Raw genomic sequence first — 18,590 nt, forward strand, 5'->3', positions numbered from 1 at the left:
GGCCGGGAGTAGCGTGGTCGGCATGACGGAGCATCGGCAGCCCACTCGCATCGACGCGATCGCGGAGGGGTGGGTCGACACCGTCGCCCGCCTCGACCCCGTGCTCGCCGTGTACATCGGCCGCGAGAGCGCCGGCCTGCCCGATCTCAGCCCCGACGGGCACGCCGAGCTGGTGCGCGAGGCCGCCGCGGTGCGCGCGGCCCTCGCCGCTGCCGATCCCATCGACCAGGTGGACCGCGTCACGGCGGCCGACCTCGGCGGCGAGCTCGACCTCATCGCCGAGTCGGACGCGGCCGGGCTGCACCTGCGCGACCTCAACGTGATCGCCTCGCCGGCCCAGGACGTGCGTCAGATCATCGACCTGATGCCGCAGGAGACCCCCGACGACTGGGCCGCGGTGGCCGACCGGCTGCGCGCGATGCCCGTGGCGCTCGGCGGGTACACGGAGACGCTGCGGCAGGGCATGCGCGAGGGCGTCGTGCCGGCGCGGCGCCAGGTGGAGGCCGTGGCCGAGCTCGTCGACGGCTACGCGGCCAAGTTCTTCGCCGAGCTGCCGGGCGGCGCCCCCGAGGCCGTGCGCGGCGACGTCGAGCGCGCGGCGAGCGGCAGCGCCGACGCGTACCGAGCGCTCGCGTCGTTCCTGCGCACCGAGCTGCTGCCGACGGCGACGGAGACGGATGCGGTGGGCCGCGACGCCTACGCCCTGCACTCGCGCCGCTTCCTGGGCGCCGACATCGATCTCGACGAGGCCTACGAGTGGGGCGCCGAGGAGCTGGCGCGCATGGTGGAGGAGCAGGAGCGCACCGCCCGCGAGATCGTGCCCGGCGGCTCCGTCGCCGACGCGATCGCGGCGCTCGACGCCGACCCCTCCCGCACGCTCGACGGCGTCGACGCGCTGCGGCGCTGGATGCAGGAGACCAGCGACCGCGCCGTCGCCGAGCTGGGCGCATCCCACTTCGACATCCCGGCACCGGTGCGCACCCTCGAATGCCTGATCGCCCCCACCCAGGACGGCGGCATCTACTACACCGGCCCGACCGACGACTTCTCGCGGCCGGGCCGCATGTGGTGGTCGGTGCCGCCGGGCGACACCGAGTTCACCACGTGGCGCGAGCTGACCACGGTGTACCACGAGGGCGTGCCCGGGCATCACCTGCAGATCGCCACGGCGGTGTTCCAGCGCGACACCCTCAACAGCTGGCGCCGCCTGCTGGCCGGCACCTCCGGCCACGCCGAGGGCTGGGCGCTCTACGCCGAGCGGCTCATGGAGGAGCTCGGCTACCTGGACGACCCGGGCGACCGGCTCGGCATGCTGGACGCCCAGCGGATGCGCGCCGCCCGCGTCGTGCTCGACCTCGGCGTGCACCTCGGCAAGCGCACGCCCGAGGGCGGCGCGTGGACCTTCGACTACGCCCTCGCCTTCTTCCGCTCGCACGTGAACATCTCAGAGGCGCAGAGCCGCTTCGAGGTGCAGCGCTACTTCGGCTGGCCGGGCCAGGCCCCGAGCTACAAGATCGGGCAGCGCCTGTGGGAGCAGCTGCGCGACGAGGTGCGCACCCGCGAGGGTGCGGCGTTCGACATGAAGGACTACCACCGGCGCGTGCTCGAGCTCGGCGGGCTGCGGCTCGACACCGTGCGCGGGGCGCTGCTGGGGTTCGACGCCTGAGCGGGTGCGGGGACGCGCGAGGCGGGGCTGTGCGCCTTCGTACCGCGTCGCGTGCTGTGTCCTCGTGCCGCATCGCGTGCCGCGCCTCCCTGCCGCATCGCGTGCCGCGCCTCCCTGCCGCATCGCGTGCCGCGCCTCCCTGCCGCATCGCGTGCCGCGCCTCCCTGCCGCATCGCGCACTGCGTCTGCACCGAACGACGGATCGCGCGGCCCGCAAGCGCCAGCCTGCAAGCCTGCGGGCTTGATCCTCGCCCCGAAACCGGGCATCCGAGCAGCGCTCCTGCAGGATCTCCGTCATTCGCAACGGGCGGGACGCATCCGCTCGCTGCATCGGCTTCTGCGACGACCGGCCGCAGCACTGCGACGCTCGGCCGCAGCATTGCACGGCCGGGCCGTCGCCCCAGCACCCAGCACCCAGCACCGACCACCATGTTCGATGTGAAGGAGGAGCGCGACACCGAAGTCGTCGGGTCAAGCCCCAGGGCTTGATATGCGAGGGCACGGGCCAATCAGGGACATCGCACCGCTCGGATCTCCTTCACATCGCACGGGGGCGGGACGCATCCGCTCGCAGCATCGGCTTCTACGACGCTTGGCCGCGGCGCTGCGAAGCCCCACCGCAGCACTGCGACGCCCGGCCGCAGCACTGCGTGGCCGGGCCGTCGCCCCAGCGCCCAGCGCCCATGTTCGATGTGAAGGAGAAGCGCAACACCGAAGTCGTCGGGTCAAGCCCCAGGGCTTGATATGCGAGGGCACGGGCCGGTCAGGGGCATCAGACCGGCCGGATCTCCTTCACATCGCACAGTGGTCCGGAGCGGCGGGGTCGACTCCGGCGATGCGTCGAGGCGGGCAGAGCAGCGCGGCGCAGCGGGGAAGCCGAGCGCAGCGCGGCGTCAGTCGACGACGAGGTCGCTCTCGACGTGCTCGATCGTGATCGTCGGGATGGACGCGGTGATGACCGAGCCGTCGCGGCGCAGGCTGCCCTCGATGTCGCTCGTCGTGGGCGCGCCTTCGAGGTGGGGGCCCTGGCCGCGCAGCGGCACCGAGGTCGGGCGGGCCGGGTCGAGGTCGACCTGATCGCCCCGCACGTGCACCGTGACGCCGGCGCCCTCCTCGATCTCGAAGGCGATCGCATCCGCTCGCAGCTCGACGCGCACGCGGCTGCCGTGCAGCGTGAGCGGGAAGCGCAGCGCATCCCACCCCTCGGGCAGACGCGGGTCGAAGGTGATCCGCCCGCCGTGGTCGCGCATGCCGGCGAAGCCCATCGTCAGGGCGCTCCAGATGCCGCCCGTCGAGGCGACGTGGATGCCGTCGGAGGTGTTGCGGTGCAGGTTGGCGATGTCGACGAAGAGCGCCTGGGTGAAGTACTGCTCGGCGAGCGCACCGTAGCCGACCTCGGCGGCGATGATCGACTGCACGACGGCGGAGAGGGACGAGTCGCCGGTGGTCAGCGCGTCGTAGTATTCGAAGTCGCGGCGCTTCTCCTCCGCCGTGAACTCCTGGCCCTGCAGCAGGAGCGCGAGCACGACGTCGGCCTGCTTGAGCACCTGGAAGCGGTAGATGACGAGCGGGTGGTAGTGCAGCAGCAGGGGGCGCTTCGAGGCGGGGGTGTTCTCGAGGTCCCAGAGCTCCTTCTCGAGGAACTGGGCGTCCTGCGGGTGGATGCCGAGCCCCTCGTCGAAGGGCAGGTACATCGCCTCGGCGGCCTGCAGCCATTCGAGGATCTCGTCCTCCTGCAGGTCGAGGCGCTCCTGCATGCGCGAGAACTCCTCCGGATGCGTGATGCGCAGCCGCTCGACGGCCTGCACGGCCGAGCGGAGGTTCGCCTTGGCCATCACGTTCGTAAAGAGGTTGTCGTTGACGACGGTGGTGTACTCGTCGGGCCCGGTCACGCCGTGGATGTGGAAGTGGCTGTCGCCGTTCGAGCGCCAGAACCCCAGGTCGGCCCACATGCGCGCCGTCTCGACGAGCACGTCGACCCCGCCCTGGACGAGGAAGTCCTCGTCACCGGTCGCCCGCACGTACTGGTTGATGGCGTAGGAGATGTCGGCATCGATGTGGTACTGCGCGGTGCCGGCGGCGTAGTAGGCGCTCGACTCGAGCCCGTTGATGGTGCGCCAGGGGAACAGCGCGCCATGCTGATTGAGCTCGGCTGCGCGCTGGCGGGCCGCATCGAGCATGTTCTGACGGAAGCGCAGCGCGTTGCGGGCCACCTGCGGGGCCGTATACGTGAGGAACGGCAGCACGTAGATCTCGGTGTCCCAGAAGTAGTGCCCGCCGTAGCCGGAGCCCGAGACGCCCTTGGCCGCGATGCCGCCGCCGTCGGTGCGGGCCGTGGCCTGGGCGATCTGGAACAGGTTCCAGCGGATGGCCTGCTGCAGCACCGGCTGCCCCTCGACGATCACGTCGGAGCGCTTCCAGAAGTCCTCGAGCCAGTCGAGCTGGCGGGCGAGGACCTCGCCGAGCGGCGTGTCCCGCGCCCGGTCGAGCGTGCGGTCGGTGCGATCGGCGAGCTCGCGCGTGGGCACACTGCGGCTCGTGTGGTAACCGATGTTCTTGACGAGACGGAACGGCTGGCCCGGCTTCGCGTGCACCCGGTAGGCGTGCTCGGCGAAGTCGTCCTCGAGCCGGTTGGTCTCGTCGTAGTCGTTGTCGGTCTCGACGCTGTGCTCGGCACCGACGGCGAGGGTCATGCGCGAGTTGTTGGTGCGGTACGCCAGCAGGGATCGCGAGCCGTCGATCCGCTTGATGCGGGGCAGCAGCACTCTGTCGGTGAACGCCTCCGCCTTGCGCGGGTCGAAGGTCGCCCCGCTCTCTTCGGTGCGGTCGGTGAACTCGTCCTGCCCGTCCTGGCGGTTGAGGATCTGGCTCGACACGAGCAGGTGCGCCTCGGCGTCGAGCATCGTCACCTCGTAGTCGATGACGGCGAGGTGGCGGTCGGTGAACGAGACGAGGCGGCGCGAGCGGATGAGCACCCGCTTGCCGGAGGGCGTGCGCCACTCGACCTCGCGATAGAGCACGCCGTCGCGGAAGTCGAGCCGCCGGGTGCCGCGCAGCACGTCGGCCTCGCTGAGCACGAACGGCTCGTCGTCGACGTAGAGGCGGATGATCTTGGCGTCCGGCACGTTGACGATGGTCTGGCCGACCTGGGCGAAGCCGAACGCATCCTCGGCGTGACGGATCTGCCAGGTCTCGTGGAAGCCGTTCACGAAGGTGCCGTACATGTATCCGTCGCGGCCCTCCTCGAGGTTGCCGCGCATGCCGAGGTAGCCGTTGCCGACGGAGAAGAGGGTCTCGACGAGGCCCTGCTGCTCGGCGTCGAAGTGCGCCTCGACGAGGGCCCACTCGTCGAGCGGGAACTGGTGCCGGTCGAGCGGGTCGGCCTGCAGGTGCTTCATGCGCGGTCCTCCGGAGCGGATGCGGGCAGCTCGTCGAGCAGCCAGTCGAGGTCGGTCACGACGACGTCGGCGCCGGCGGCGGCGAGCGCATCGGCGTCGGCACCGCGGTCGACGCCGATCACGAGGCCGAAGCCGCCGTCGCGACCGGCGCGGACGCCGGAGTGCGCGTCCTCGAGCACCACGGCGTGCTCCGGGGCGACGCCGAGCTGCGCGGCGGCGTCGAGGAAGGTGTCGGGCGCCGGTTTGCCCGGGATGCCCCGCTCGGCGGCCACCAGGCCATCGACGATCACCGGGAAGCGGTCGCGCAGCCCTGCGGCCTCGAGCACCGGCACGGCGTTGCGCGAGCTCGAGACGACGGCGACCGGGAGGCCGGCGGCGCGGGCGCGCTCGAGGAACGCCACCGAGCCCGGGTACGCCTCGACGCCGCGCTCGGCGAGCTCGGCGTTGAAGGCCTCGTTCTTGCGGTTGCCGAGCCCGCAGACCGTGTCGACGGTCGCGGGGTCGGACGGCTCGCCCTCCGGCAGGGTCAACCCGCGGCTCGCGAGCAGGTCGCGCACGCCGTTGTAGCGCGGCTTGCCGTCGACGTGCAGGAAGTAGTCCTCATCGGTGTAGGGCGCCGCCGCCGGGTGGTCGGCGAGCACCGCGGTGAACAGGCGCGACCAGGCGCGCATGTGCACTTCGGCGGTGGGGGTGAGGACACCGTCGAGGTCGAAGAGGAGGGCACGCGCATCACCGAGGGGCAGCGCGGCGCGCGGAGAGGGGACGGTCACGGTGCTGCTCTCGATCCGGTCGCGGCGTGGGGTCGGGGGGTGGACGCTCGAGGCGCCTGCCGACATCCTAGGTCGCCGAGGGGGTCGGCTCGCATCCGCCAGCTGTGCGCGAGCGGTGCGCACCGTGCGTCGGCGGTGAGCATCCGCCGGGACGGTCGTCGTCGGTTACAAGCGCCCGCCGGCCCAGTCGGCGAGCACGGCGTTGGTGCGCGGTCCGAGCTCCTCGACGTCGCCGAGCCGCCGGAGGGCGCCGTCCCAGTCGCCCGCGCGCACCGACTGCTCGATCGACTGGCTGAGCTCGTAGAGCGGCATGGCACCGAGCATCTCGGCGGTGGTCTTGAGGCTGAGCGCCGCCTCGATGGCGCGCTGCCGGTCGCGCACCTCGACGGTCGAGCGGATGGCGTCGCGCCGCGTCGGCCACAGCGAGATGAAGCGCTGCACGAAGCGGGCGGTCTGGGCGCCCGAGACGTCGATCTCGCGGGAGAGCTTGTCGAGCACGGCGGTGTCGACGAGTCCATCGGTGCCCATGGGCAGGTACGCGATCAAACGACTGCCTCCATCCGGGATCGACGACGAGAAGCTCGCCACGCCCCCACCGGCTGTGCGCGGGTTCGGGTTCCCGCTTCGGCACGCTCAGATGGCGCCGCGGCGGGGGCGGGCGACGGAACCGCGGGCAGCCACGGCGGTGCCGTGCGGGGTCTGCTGCTCACGAATGCTCCGACTTCTTCGATCGCCTCCGGGGAGGAGGACTCCACTGCTCGACTCCGTCGATCCGTCCGCCGCGGGGGTGTGAGGCTGGTCGGTTCTTCTCGGTCGAGCGATGTTCGAAGGGTTCGGGTTCCTTCTTGGCTCCATCGTGGCGGGCCAGCCTCAAGGGGTCGTCCCCCGCTTCCTCAAGAAATGCGCAAGATCTGCGCAGGAACCGGGGCGGTCGACGGCTCAGCGGCGATCCGGCGTCCCCCGACGAGGGGGACGGAGCTCATTCGCCGAGCGGGATGGCGACGGAGACGGTCGTGCCCTTGCCGAGCTCGCTCTCCAAGGCGATCTCGCCGCCGTGCGCCTGCACGACCGAGCGCACGATCGACAGGCCGAGGCCGAGGCCCTTCGAGCCGGACTCACGGGCCGAGCTGGCGCGGAAGAAGCGCGTGAACAGCTGGCCCTGCTCGTCTGCGGCGATGCCGATGCCGGTGTCGGTGACCGTGATCACCGCCCGCTCGTCCTGCCGCCGCAAGCCGACGCTGACCATGCCGCCCTCCGGCGTGTACTTGATGGCGTTCGAGAGCAGGTTGTCGAGCACCTGGTCGATGCGGGCGACGTCCACGGTCGCCGAGAGGCTCTCGGGGATGGAGGAGAGCAGGGTGATGTTCTTGCCGCGGGCTCGGGGCTGGATGGAGCGCAGCGCGCCGTCGGCGATGTCGGCGAGGTCGCTGCGGATGGGCTGCAGGACCAGGTCGCGGCCGGCCGACTGCAGGAGGTCGTCGACGGTGAGCTGCAGCCGCCCCACGTTGCGGTCGATCACGTCGAGCTGCGGCTGCATCTCGAGCGGTGCGTCGTCCCGGAGCAGGTCGACGTAGCCGCGGATGGAGGTGAGCGGGGTGCGCAGCTCGTGCGAGACGGTGGCGACGAACTCGTCGCGCTCGGCCAGCGAGTCGCGCAGGCGGGTGGTCAGCGATTCGAGACCGTCGCGCTGGCGCACGATGCGCCCGGCGAGGAAGTTCACGACGACGCCCTTGATCGCGATGATCGTCGGCACCAGGAGCACCCGGGCGAGATTCTGCGGCGAGTCGATCTCCTCGACCCCCAGCCACGACGGCAGCAGCATCACCGAGGCGGCGCAGGCCGTGCTGATGGCGACGCCGACGAGGTGGAACTCGGTTGCGAACCAGAACGCCGGGAAGAAGAGGAGCAGGCCGACGGTGCCGATGGTCTCGTAGGCCCCCTCGCGCAGGAGGGCGATCGCGACGACGTCGAGCAGCGGCAGCAGGATGATCGCGACCGGCGGCAGGGACTCCCACGGCACGTAGCGGACCGCGATCGTGACGCCGACCGTCACGGCGGTCGCGCAGAGGACCCAGGGGTCGACGAGCAGCTGCGGCGCGATGCCCGCCGCGACCACGAGCACGGCGGCGAAGGCGATCGCGAAGGGCAGGTGCTGCACCCACGGCGAGCTGAACTCGCGACGCGCCTGCAGGAACGCCGAGGAGGCGTTCGAGCGGCCGGGGGCCGCGGGCCTGGCGGGCCTGCTCATGGGCGGGATCTCTCGGGAGAGGACAGGGCGCCGCGTCCGGCGCTGGTTCAGCGTAATGCCTGACAGGACGGGCGACGGGCGACGCCGTGCACCCCATCATGGGGGCGCCTCCCGCACTGTACCCCGAAGCGCGGTTGTCCGTACTTTGGAGGACTGGGCTCTGTACCCCGATCGGATGACCGATCCTCAGCGAATCGAGCGGGATTCCTCCGGTCAGCTGCGCTCGGCGGCCTGTCGCATCCGCTCGCGCTCCTGGGCCTCGATACGGGCGCGCGCCTCGTTCTCGGCGCGGCTCTGGGCGGTGCGCTCCGAGCGGTCCGAACGCACGAGCGCGCGCATGATGAACCAGAAGAGCAGCCCGACGAGGATCGTCGGAGTCACGGAGAAGACGGCGTTCCCCCAGAAGTCCTGCGGCATGAGGCCAAGGATACGCCGCCCGTGCTGGGAGGCGGGCCGTCGCACGGGGTCATCGACGACGCGGGCGCTGCGAGACTGGCCGCATGGACGACTCCACCATCCTCTCCCTCCTGCAGGAGCACGTGTCGGACGGCCGCCTGCCCGGCGCGGTGCTCGGCATCGCCGACTCGACCGGGGTGCGCGAGCTGACCGCGATCGGCGCCGACGAGGGCCGCTCGTTCGCGACCGACGACCGCTTCGCGCTCTACTCGATCAGCAAGGCGATGACCGCGCTCGCCGTGCTGCGCGCCGTCGAGCGCGGCGAGGTCTCCCTGCTCGACGAGCTCGGCCCGGCGCTGGGCGCCGACGTGCACCGGGGCGTGACGCTCGAGCACCTGCTGAGCCACCGCTCCGGCATCGCGGAGGAGCACGCCGACTGGTACCGCGACGGCGTGGAGCGCCTGCGCGAGGGCGCCGCGCTCGTGCCGCCCGGCACGATCGTGCGCTACTCGACCCTGGCCTTCGCCGGCGTCGCGGCGATCCTCGAGCACGCGACCGGGCGCAGCCTCGAGCAGCATCTCGCCGAGCTCGGCGCGGCCGCAGGGGTGCAGGCGCCGAGCTTCGACGCGTCGGCCTCGCACGCGGTGCACGGCGGCGCCGCCGTCGGACTCGACCACGAGCGCACGCTGCCGTTCCAGCACCCCGGTGCGGGCCTGCACGCCACCGCGGGAACGCTGCTCGGGCTCGCCAGCGGCCTGCTGCGCGCCGCACGCGGCGGTGACCACGGGCTGCTGCGCCCCGAGACGGTCGCGACGGCGCGGCTGCCCATCGGCGCGAGGCTGCCGATCCTCAGCAGCGATCCGGGCCGCGGTCAGCGCTGGGGCCTCGGCTTCGCGCTCGTCGACGACGAGCGCGGGCTGCTGGATCGCGACGTCTTCGGCCATGCCGGCTGGTCGGGCACGCAGTGGTGGCTGCACCCGTCGCGCGACCGCGCCTGGGTGCTGCTCACCAACGTGCTCGAGGCCGAGCAGAACGGCGTCGACTGGGTGCGCGTGCGCAACGCGGCGGCGGCGTCGATCTGAGTCCTCTCGCACGCCGCCGCCCCTGCGGCGTGCCACCGGGCGCGACGAGCGGATGCGGAGGCCACCGCATCCGCTCGTCGCGATCGGGCGTCAGTGCGCCTTGGTGCCGCGCATGAGCGTGAGGGCGAGCACGACGGCGACCGTCATGAGGCCGGCGCCGATCCAGCTGGTGACGACGACGCCGGCGTCGAAGGCGTGCCCCGCGTTCGCGAGCAGCTCGGCGCCCAGGGCGTCGGGCAGCGAACCCGCCACGTCGACGGCCGCGCCGAGCGTCTCGCCGGCTGCCGCCGCATCCGCATCGGGCACGCCCTGCGGCACGACAAGCTGCTGGCGGTAGACGCCGGTGAGGATGCTGCCGAGCACGGCGGTGCCGATGACGGCGCCGAACTCGTAGGCGGTCTCGCTCACGGCGCTGGCCGCGCCGGCCTTGTCGGCCGGCACGCTCGCGATGATCACGTCGTTCGACAGCGTCTCGGCGGCGCCGACGCCCACGCTGATGAGCAGGAAGGCGATGGCGATGGCCACGACACTGATCTCGCCGCCGATGACCGCCATGATCACGTAGGCGGCGCCGGAGAGCACGAGCCCGCCCGCCATGAGCAGGTTGATCGGTGCGAAGCGCACGATGCGCACGATGGCGAGGCCCGCCGCGATCATGCCGACCGTGCCCGGCACCAGCACGAGGGCCGCCTCGACCGGGCTCATGCCGACGACGAGCTGCAGGTGCTGCGCGACGAAGAAGAGCAGGCCGACCAGCGAGAGAACGCTGACGAAGTTGACCAGGATGGCGCCGGTGAAGCCGGGGTTGGCGAAGAGCCGCACATCGAGCATGGGGTTGTCGCGCCGCAGGAGCCGACGCACGAACAGGGTGCCGGAGACGACGGCGACGACCAGCGCACCGACGCCGAGCAGGTCGATGCCGTCGGTCGCCGTGTGCTTGATCGCGTACACGAGCGGGGCGAGCGCGAGGCCGGAGAGCGCGATGGACACGAGGTCGAACGGTCCGGGGTTCGTGTCGCGGCTCTCGGGCACCAGCAGCGGGGCGCCGATGAGCAGCGGCACGAGGAACGGCAGCGCCATGAGGAAGATGCTGTGCCAGCCGAAGTGCTCGAGCAGGATGCCGCCGACGATCGGCCCGATGGCGGCACCGGCGGAGAAGCCGGTCGCCCAGATCGCGATGGCCAGTCGGCGCTGCGCCCGGTCGACGAAGAGCGAGCGCAGGAGGAGAGCGTGGCCGGCATGATCATGGCGCCGAAGACGCCCATCAGCGCCCGGGCGGCGACGAGCTGCCCGGCGTCGGTCGCGAAGGCCGCGGCGACGGAGACGAGCGCGAAGCCGGTCGCGCCGACCATGAGCATGCGGCGCCGACCGAAGCGGTCGCCGAGGTTGCCCATGCCCACGAGCAGGCCGCTGAGCACGAGCGCGTAGACGTCGACGATCCAGAGCTGCTCGGCCGCGCTGGGTCGCAGATCGCGGGAGATCGTGGGCAGCGCGAAGCTGAGCACGGTGTTGTCGATGGAGACGAGCAGCACGGGCAGCATGAGCACGGCGAGGCCGGCCCATGCCCGGGTGCCCGCACGAGGAGTCGCGAGCGTGGTCATGACCGTTACTGTACCGTCTGGACGGTGCTTCGCGCTACCATGGGCCCATGCCTCCCGCATCGAACCGCGAAGCCATCCTCGACGCGTACGAGCGCCTGCTCGTCGAACAGGGCGAGCGAGCGGCGACCGTCGAGGCCGTGGCGCGTGCCGCCGGCGTCTCCAAGGGCGGGCTGCTGTACCACTTCGCCTCGAAGGACGAGCTGGCGGATGCGGCGATCGAGCGCCTGCACCGCGTCGCCGCGGAGTGCGCCGAGGAGGCGACAGCGCAGCCGGACGGCGTGATCGAGGTCTTCCTGCGCGACGCGGTGAAGACCGGCGACCCCCTCGACCTGGCCCTCGGCGCCGTGCAGGCGCTGCAGCAGTCCGGGCGCTACCCCCAGGCGAAGCCCGCCCTCGACGCCGTCGTGCAGGGGTGGGTCGACATGCTCACGGAGGGTCTCGGCGATCCCGTGCTCGCGCGCCTGGTCGCCGTGCTCGGCGACGGCCTCTACTTCGGCGCGGCATTCAGCGGCGGCGGTGCGGGCATCGCCACGCCGCCCGCCAGCGAGCAGGAGCTCGACGAGATGATCGCCGCCGTGCAGCAGCTCGCCGCGCTGCGCGGGGCCCGCGGCTGAGGACGGGTCGGCGGGAATCGGCCGCCCCCATCCGCTCGCCCGCAGCAGCGCCCGGAACCTCTCGGAGGCCGAGGGATCGGGCGTCGCGACGCCTACTGTGTGCTGCGGTACCAGCGCCTGCGTCCTACGGATAGCGGGCTGGGACGCCCGGTTCGCCAGCCGTTAGCGTTCCCAGCACGGCGCCCGGGGTGCCGGAAAAGGGCAGGTGATCGGGTGAACCGCTCCCCCGACGGGGAATCGGCATGGCGTCGGCGAGAGGTCGCGAGTCACGACCCCGATGAAGCCGGCGCCGACATGGCACGCAACTACGAGAGCAAGGCCTGGGGTGCGCGCCGCACCGAGCTCGATTTCGTCTACCGCTTCTCGCGCGTCGGCAGCGACGACATGTCGCTGCACAAGACCCGCTTCGACGGTCACCTCGAGGGGCCCATGGTCGTGGCCGACGAGGTGCTGGTGTCGTGGAACAGCCGCGGCCGGGGCGTGCTCGACACCCAGGGCGCCGATGTGCGCGTCGCGGCGGGCGTGCCCGTGCTGCACCCGTCGGGCCGCGAGTACCTCTTCGAGTACGAGGACTTCGACCAGAACCTCGTGCGGCTCAGCGGCTCGCTGCTGCGCTCCGTCGCCGGTGAACGGCACGGTGCACCGGTGCTGCTGCGCTTCGACGCCGGCCACGAGGCCGACGCGGCCAAGCTGGGCCGGTGGTGGCGCGCGGTCGACGCGGCCGCGCGCGCCGCGCAGCGTCCCGACGAGGTCAACGCGCTGCGCGCCCAGGATCTGCAGCGGGAGGTGGCCGCGGCGTTCCTCGACGCCTTCCCGCACCGCGTCGAGGAGCTCGCCCCGGGCCTCCCCGCAGGCGCCGCGGGCGACCGCCTGCGCCGCGCCCTCGAGTTCCTGCACACCCACGCTCACCGCCCCATCGACACGGCGGATGCGGCCCGCGAGGCCGGCCTCAGCGTGCGCGGCGTGCAGGAGGCGTTCCGTCGCGAGCTGGACGCCTCGCCGACCTCCGTGCTGCGCGGCATCCGTCTCGAGCGGGTGCGCGATCAGCTGCGCGTCGCCGACCCGGCCTCCACCACGGTGACGACCGTGGCGCGGCAGTGGGGCTTCGCGCACCTGGGCCGCTTCGCCGGCTCGTACGCCGAGCGCTTCGGCGAGAGCCCGAGCACGACGCTGCGCCGCGCGTCGCAGCGCCGCTGACCGCGTCCCTGCGCACGCGCCGGGACGCGCATCCGCTGTCGGTGGACGACGGCAGGATGAGGGGATGAGCGCGCTCGAACGCTTCAGCCCGGCCACCCGCGAGTGGTTCGAGGGCGCCTTCGACGCGCCGACCGCGGCGCAGGAGGGCGCCTGGGCGGCGATCGCCGAGCGGCGCCACGCCCTCGTGGTCGCGCCGACCGGCTCCGGCAAGACCCTCTCCGCGTTCCTCTGGGCGATCGACCAGCTCGTGCAGCGGCCGGTCGACGCGGAGGAGGCGACGGGCACCCGGGTGCTCTACATCTCCCCCATCAAGGCCCTCGCCGTCGACGTCGAGCGCAACCTGCGCGCGCCGCTCGCCGGCGTCACCCGCACCGCGCACCGGCTGGGGGCGACGCCGCGCGAGGTGACCGTGGGGGTCCGCTCCGGCGACACCGACCCGGCCACCCGGCGCACGCTGCTGCGCAACCCGCCGGACGTGCTCATCACCACGCCCGAGTCGCTCTACCTCATGCTCACCTCGAGCGCTCGCGAGACGCTGCGCACGGTCGAGACCGTCATCGTCGACGAGGTGCACGCCGTCGCCGGCACGAAGCGCGGAGCGCACCTGGCCGTCTCGCTCGAACGGCTCGACGCGCTGCTGCCGCAGCCGGCGCAGCGCATCGGCCTCTCCGCGACCGTGCGGCCGCACGAGGAGGTCGCGCGCTTCCTCGGCGGGCGGGCGCCGGTGAGCATCGTGGCACCGCCGAGCGACAAGGAATGGCAGCTGACGGTCGTCGTGCCGGTCGACGACATGAGCCGCCTCTCGTCGGCCAGGCCGCGGAACGAGCCGCGGGAGGGCCGGTCCGCCGGGGCGGTCGGCGAGCCCTTCGGCGACGCCATCGAGGGCTTCAGCGGCGACGCCTCGGGCGCCACCGCCGGCGCCGACGACCGCGGCCCGAGCATCTGGCCGCACGTCGAGCAGAGCCTGGTCGAGGAGATCCTGCGACACCGCTCCACCATCGTCTTCGCCAACTCGCGCGGCCTCGCCGAGAAGCTCACGGCGCGGCTGAACGAGCTGCACGGCGAGTCCTCGCGGGACGCGCCCGCGCGTCCGCCCGCTCAGCTCATGGGGGGCAGCGGCAGCACGAAGGGCGTCGACGACGACGCCCCGGTCCTGGCCCGCGCCCACCACGGCTCGGTCAGCCGCGAGCAGCGCGCCATCATCGAGGACGATCTGAAGAGCGGACGGCTGCGCTGCGTCGTAGCCACCAGCTCGCTCGAGCTGGGCATCGACATGGGCGAGGTCGACCTGGTGATCCAGGTCGAGTCGCCGCCGAACGTCGCGAGCGGCCTGCAGCGCGTCGGTCGCGCCGGGCACCAGGTGGGCGGCGTCAGCCGCGGGCTCGTCTACCCGAAGCACCGCGCCGACCTGCTGCACGCGGCCGTCACGGTCGAGCGGATGCGGGCCGGCCTCATCGAGCAGCTGGCCGTGCCGGCGAACCCGCTCGACGTGCTCGCGCAGCAGACCGTGGCCGCGACCGCGCTCGAACCGCTGGATGTGGAGGGATGGTTCGAGACGGTGCGCGCATCCGCTCCGTTCTCCTCGCTCCCCCGCAGCGCCTACGAGGCGACCCTCGACCTGCTGGCCGGGCGCTACCCCTCCGACCGCTTCGCGGAGCTGCGGCCGCGGCTGGTCTGGGATCGGGACGAGGGCACGCTCACCGCGCGTCCCGGCGCCCAGCGGCTGGCGATCACCAGCGGCGGCACGATCCCCGACCGCGGCCTCTTCGGCGTGTTCATGGCCGGCGAGAAGCCCGTGCGCGTCGGCGAGCTCGACGAGGAGATGGTCTACGAATCGCGGGTGCAGGACGTCTTCGCCCTCGGCGCGACCAGCTGGCGCATCCAGGAGATCACCCACGACCGGGTGATCGTCACGCCCGCGTTCGGCGAGCCCGGGCGGCTGCCGTTCTGGCGCGGCGACGGCATCGGGCGTCCCGCGGAGCTGGGGCGCGCGATGGGGGCGTACCTGCGGGAGCTGCAGAGCGCATCCGCTCACGACCTGGAGCACCGGCTCGAGACCGGCGGGCTCGACGAGAAGGCCGCGCGCAACCTCGGCGACCTCGTGCGGGAGCAGCGCGAGGCGACCGGGCAGGTGCCGACCGACCGCACCCTGCTGGTGGAGCGCTTCCGCGACGAGCTGGGCGACTGGCGGCTGATCCTGCACTCGACGCTCGGCATGCAGGTGCACTCCCCGTGGGCGCTCGCGGTCGCGGCGCGGCTGCGCGAGCGCTTCGGCGTGGACGGCGGCGTGGTGGCCAGCGACGACGGCATCGTGGCGCGGCTGCCCGACATGGACGGCCAGCCGCCCGGTGCCGAGCTCTTCGTCTTCGACGCCGACGAGCTCGAGGAGCTGGTCACCGCCGAGGTGGGCGGCTCGGCGCTGTTCGCCTCGCGCTTCCGCGAGAACGCGGCGCGCGCGCTGCTGCTGCCCGGCTACGAGCCCGGCCGACGTTCGCCGCTGTGGCAGCAGCGCCAGCGCTCGGCGCAGCTGCTCGAGGTGGTGCGCGAGTTCCCGGAGTTCCCGATCGTGCTCGAGACCGTGCGCGAGGTGCTGCGCGACGTCTACGACGTGCCGGCGCTGCTGCAGGTCTCGAAGGACCTGGCCTCGCGGACCCTGCAGCTCGTCGAGGTGCAGACGCCGTCGCCCTCGCCGTTCGCCCGCAACCTGCTCTTCGGCTACGTCGGCGCCTTCCTCTACGAGGGCGACACCCCGCTGGCCGAGCGGCGAGCCGCGGCGCTCGCGCTCGACCCGGCCCTGCTCGGCGAGCTGCTCGGCCGGGTCGAGCTGCGCGAGCTGCTCGACGGCGAGGTCATCGCCCGCACCGAGGCCGAGCTGCAGCGGCTCGCACCCGACCGCCGCGCGATCGGCGAGGAGGGCGTCGCGGACCTGCTGCGCATCCTCGGACCGCTCGATCTGCCCTCGCTCGTCGCCCGGCTGCGGATCTCCCGAGACGATGCCGCTGCGGCGCCCTTGGAGGCGGACGTCGAGCGGATGCTGGACTCCCTGCTGCAGGCCCGTCGCGTCATCGCGGTGCAGCTCGCCGGCCGTCCCGTCTGGGCGGCGGTGGAGGACGCCGGGCGCCTGCGCGACGCGCTCGGCGTGCCGCCGCCGCGAGGTGTCAGCCAGGCGTTCCTCGAACCCGTGGCCGATCCGCTCGGCGATCTCGTCTCGCGGTGGGCGCGCACGCACGGGCCGTTCCCCGCATCCGCTCTGGCCGACGACCTGGGTCTCGGCGTCGCCGTCGCCACCCAGGCGCTCACCCGGCTCGCCGCCGACCGGCGGGTGATCGAGGGCGAGTTCCGCCCGGACGGCTCGGGCGGCGAGTGGTGCGACGCCGAGGTGCTGCGACGGCTGCGCACCCGGTCGCTCGCAGCGCTGCGCAAGGAGGTCGAGCCCGTGGCCCCGGAGGCACTGGGGCGCTTCCTGCCCAGCTGGCAGGGTGTCGGCGGCAGCCGGCGCGGCGTCGACGGGGTGCTCGAGACCGTGGAGCAGCTGGCCGGTGTCGCGCTGCCCGCCTCGGCGTGGGAGAGCCTCGTGCTGCCCGCCCGGGTGCGCGACTACAGCCCCGCGATGCTCGACGAGCTGACGGCGAGCGGCGAGGTGGTCTGGGCCGGGCACGGCACGCTCGCGGGCTCCGACGGATGGGTGAGCCTGCAGCCCGGCGAGGTCGCGCACCTGGCACTGCCGCTGCCGTCGCTGGAGTTCAGCGCGACCGAGACGCAGCAGCAGCTGATCGATGCCCTGCGCGGAGGGGGCGCCTACTTCTTCCGCGCGCTCTCCGACCAGATCGGGGCGACCGACGACGAGGCGCTGCTCGGCGAGCTCTGGGGGCTGGCCTGGGCCGGACTCGTGACGAACGACACCCTGGCGCCGCTGCGCTCGCGGCTCGGCGGGGGCACGCACCGCACGAAGGCGCCGGCGCCGCGCGCCCGCGGGGTGCGCGGGCGCTCGGGGCTCTCGAAGTACGCCCGCCCGTCGCTGCCCCTGCGGCAGGGCCCGCCGAGCGCGGCGGGCCGCTGGTCGCTGCTGCCCGAGGTCGAGACCGACGCCACCCGTCGCGCGCAGCTGCTCGGCGAGCTGCTGCTCGAGCGGCACGGCGTCGTCACCCGCGGCGCCGTGCAGGCGGAGGGGGTGCTCGGCGGCTTCGCGCTCGCCTACAAGGTGCTCTCCGGCTTCGAGGAGGGCGGCAGGGCCCGTCGCGGCTACTTCGTGGAGGGTCTCGGCGCGGCGCAGTTCGCCGCCGGGCCGACCGTCGACCGGCTGCGCACCTTCACCCGCGACCCGGACGCCCGACCGGCGCTCGACGCCGTGGCGCTCGCGGCGACCGACCCCGCCAACCCGTACGGTGCGGCGCTGGAGTGGCCTTCCTTCGATACCGAGACCGGTGCCAAGCACCGCCCGGGTCGCAAGGCCGGCGCCCTGGTGGTGCTCGTCGACGGCGAGCTCGCGCTCTACCTCGAGCGCGGCGGCAAGACGCTGCTCACCGCCTCACCGGACCCGGCGGTGCTGGCCGCGGCCGCATCCGCTCTGGTGACGACCCTGCGCGGCGGACGCCTCGGCCGCGTGACCGTGGAGCGGGCCGACGGCGCCTACGCGATCGGCACGCCGGTGGGCGAGGCGCTCGAGGAGGCGGGTTTCGAGCGGATGCCGCGGGGGCTGCGGCTGCACGCGTAGGCGCGGCGACTGCCGCCGGCGCGACCGCCGCCGCGACCGTCGCTGCCGCGAGCGGCACCGTCACCGCCACGACCGCCGCTGCCGTCGGCGCCGCCGCCGACGCCGCCGCCGGTGCCGGTGCCGGTGCCGGTGCCGGTGCCGGTGCCGGTGCCGGTGCCGGTGCCGGTGCCGGTGCCGTGCGTATCAGCATCGAAGCGACGACTCAGGCGCTCACACGCTGCTGAGTCGTCGCTTCGATGCTGATGCGGCGCGGCGACAGGTCGCACCGGTCGGCGGACCCGGCAGGTCGAGGCCGCGGGTCGTGATGTGCGCTCCGCGCCGCCCGGGATCACCGCCGTTGCGCCGGGGTCGAGTCGCGCGTGCGATCGGGCGGCGGTCCGGCGGCGGAGGGGGTAACGGAGGGAGCGGCAGCGGGGGTAGCGGCAGCGGCGCCGGGGGTAGCGGCAGCGGGGGCAGCGGCACCGGGGGCAGCGGCACCGGGGGCAGCGGCACCGGGGGCAGCGGCGGCGGCGGGAGCAGATGGAGCGGAAGCGGCAGCGGCACCGGCGGCAGCGGAGTGGCCGGCGGAGCGGGGTGCGAGCACCCTGCGCGGGTGCGCCGAGCTGCCGGCGACCGTGGCGGGACGGGCGGAGGTGAGCGGCTCCGCATCCGGACCCGCCGGCTCCGACAGCGCCTCGCGCACGATGCGGCGCGGGTCGTACTGCCGGGGGTCCAGCGACGTCCAGTCCTCGCTGCTCAGCCCCGTCTCCGCCTCGACCCGCGTCCGCGCGTCGTCGAGGAAGGCGCGCAGGCCGCGCACGGTCTCACCGAGGCGCTTCGCGTATCCGGGCAGCCGGGCGGGACCGATGATGCACGCGGCCACGATCGCGACGATCAGCAGCTTGTCGATGCTGAGTCCGAGCAT

The 18,590-nt window shown here is 73.3% G+C and carries 11 protein-coding genes and 1 pseudogene; 5 read left to right on the forward strand and 7 right to left on the reverse strand.

Annotated features, from left to right (window positions below):
- Positions 1-22: 22 nt before the first annotated feature.
- Complete coding sequence (locus QQK26_RS09140; protein ID WP_284231924.1) at positions 23-1,666, forward strand: DUF885 domain-containing protein; 1,644 nt, start codon at positions 23-25, stop codon at positions 1,664-1,666.
- 893 nt (positions 1,667-2,559) lie between these two features.
- Here QQK26_RS09140 and QQK26_RS09145 read toward each other — a convergent pair.
- The 5 genes from QQK26_RS09145 to QQK26_RS09165 form a co-directional block, all read right to left on the reverse strand.
- Complete coding sequence (locus tag QQK26_RS09145) at positions 2,560-5,064, reverse strand: glycoside hydrolase family 65 protein (RefSeq protein WP_284231925.1); 2,505 nt, start codon at positions 5,062-5,064, stop codon at positions 2,560-2,562.
- Positions 5,061-5,834, reverse strand: coding sequence for an HAD family hydrolase (locus QQK26_RS09150; protein WP_284231926.1), 774 nt, complete (start codon positions 5,832-5,834; stop codon positions 5,061-5,063). The genes QQK26_RS09145 and QQK26_RS09150 overlap by 4 nt, the downstream gene beginning before the upstream one ends.
- A gap of 165 nt (positions 5,835-5,999) precedes the next feature.
- Positions 6,000-6,362, reverse strand: coding sequence for an Hpt domain-containing protein (locus QQK26_RS09155; protein WP_284231927.1), 363 nt, complete (start codon positions 6,360-6,362; stop codon positions 6,000-6,002).
- A gap of 451 nt (positions 6,363-6,813) precedes the next feature.
- Positions 6,814-8,082 carry a sensor histidine kinase gene (locus QQK26_RS09160; protein ID WP_284231928.1) on the reverse strand — a complete coding sequence of 423 codons (1,269 nt, stop codon included), beginning with the start codon at positions 8,080-8,082 and terminating at the stop codon, positions 6,814-6,816.
- Between the two features lie 213 nt (positions 8,083-8,295).
- A complete protein-coding gene (locus tag QQK26_RS09165) occupies positions 8,296-8,499 on the reverse strand; it encodes a sensor histidine kinase (RefSeq protein WP_284231929.1) in 204 nt (67 codons plus the stop codon).
- 83 nt (positions 8,500-8,582) lie between these two features.
- Here QQK26_RS09165 and QQK26_RS09170 point away from each other — a divergent pair, with 83 nt between their 5' ends.
- Positions 8,583-9,560: a serine hydrolase domain-containing protein gene (locus QQK26_RS09170; protein ID WP_284231930.1), complete on the forward strand. Its 978-nt coding sequence runs from the start codon at positions 8,583-8,585 to the stop codon at positions 9,558-9,560.
- Positions 9,561-9,650: 90 nt separating this feature from the next.
- On the opposite strand, the pseudogene QQK26_RS09175 reads toward QQK26_RS09170, so the two are convergent.
- Positions 9,651-11,161, reverse strand: a pseudogene (locus tag QQK26_RS09175) (MFS transporter).
- 47 nt (positions 11,162-11,208) lie between these two features.
- On the opposite strand from QQK26_RS09175, the gene QQK26_RS09180 reads away from it, so the two are divergent.
- The 3 genes from QQK26_RS09180 to QQK26_RS09190 all read left to right on the forward strand — a co-directional run bounded on the left by QQK26_RS09180 (position 11,209) and on the right by QQK26_RS09190 (position 17,686).
- Positions 11,209-11,775 carry a TetR/AcrR family transcriptional regulator gene (locus QQK26_RS09180; RefSeq protein WP_284231931.1) on the forward strand — a complete coding sequence of 189 codons (567 nt, stop codon included), beginning with the start codon at positions 11,209-11,211 and terminating at the stop codon, positions 11,773-11,775.
- A 294-nt stretch (positions 11,776-12,069) separates the two neighbouring features.
- Positions 12,070-12,972 carry an AraC family transcriptional regulator gene (locus tag QQK26_RS09185; RefSeq protein WP_284231933.1) on the forward strand — a complete coding sequence of 301 codons (903 nt, stop codon included), beginning with the start codon at positions 12,070-12,072 and terminating at the stop codon, positions 12,970-12,972.
- Between the two features lie 64 nt (positions 12,973-13,036).
- Positions 13,037-17,686, forward strand: a complete 4,650-nt coding sequence (locus tag QQK26_RS09190) for an ATP-dependent helicase (protein WP_284231935.1) — start codon at positions 13,037-13,039, stop codon at positions 17,684-17,686.
- Positions 17,687-18,014: 328 nt separating this feature from the next.
- Here QQK26_RS09190 and QQK26_RS09195 read toward each other — a convergent pair whose 3' ends face one another.
- Positions 18,015-18,590 (reverse strand): Sec-independent protein translocase subunit TatA/TatB, encoded by a 576-nt coding sequence (locus QQK26_RS09195; protein ID WP_284231937.1) that lies wholly within the window; start codon positions 18,588-18,590, stop codon positions 18,015-18,017.

The organism is Arenivirga flava (genome assembly GCF_030161575.1).
Classification (GTDB): domain Bacteria; phylum Actinomycetota; class Actinomycetes; order Actinomycetales; family Microbacteriaceae; genus Arenivirga; species Arenivirga flava.